The organism is Pseudomonas sp. HY13-MNA-CIBAN-0226, assembly GCF_040310305.1.
Lineage (GTDB): Bacteria > Pseudomonadota > Gammaproteobacteria > Pseudomonadales > Pseudomonadaceae > Aquipseudomonas > Aquipseudomonas gregormendelii.
On record NZ_JBEOPS010000203.1, the window covers coordinates 1 to 278 of the forward strand.

A 278-nucleotide genomic window follows, 5' to 3' on the forward strand; every position below is an offset into this window, starting at 1 on the left:
GAAAAAGCTAGTATTTTGTATGTATGCGATAACTCTTTACCAAACCACGGCATACCTATTTCTGTATTTTTTGAACCTAGAACAACTAAGATGTACTTTATAAATGCTACTGTTAAAGGTTTTAATGATAATGCCCATATAGGCTCTAAATAATACAGTGATACCAATACGACAACAATTGAAATCACTTCAGCTATAGCTTCACATCTAGCTATAGATATAAATTTTTTATCACGATTGAATGATGCTAAAGGAACAATAATAGCTGTATTAAAGAT

General features: G+C 30.2%; 1 protein-coding gene. It reads right to left on the reverse strand.

The genetic code is table 11. The features are described 5' to 3' along the window. Positions 1 to 278, reverse strand: a 278-nt coding sequence (locus tag AAEZ05_RS28415) for an oligosaccharide flippase family protein (RefSeq protein WP_350649915.1), incomplete at both ends; no start/stop codon positions are given.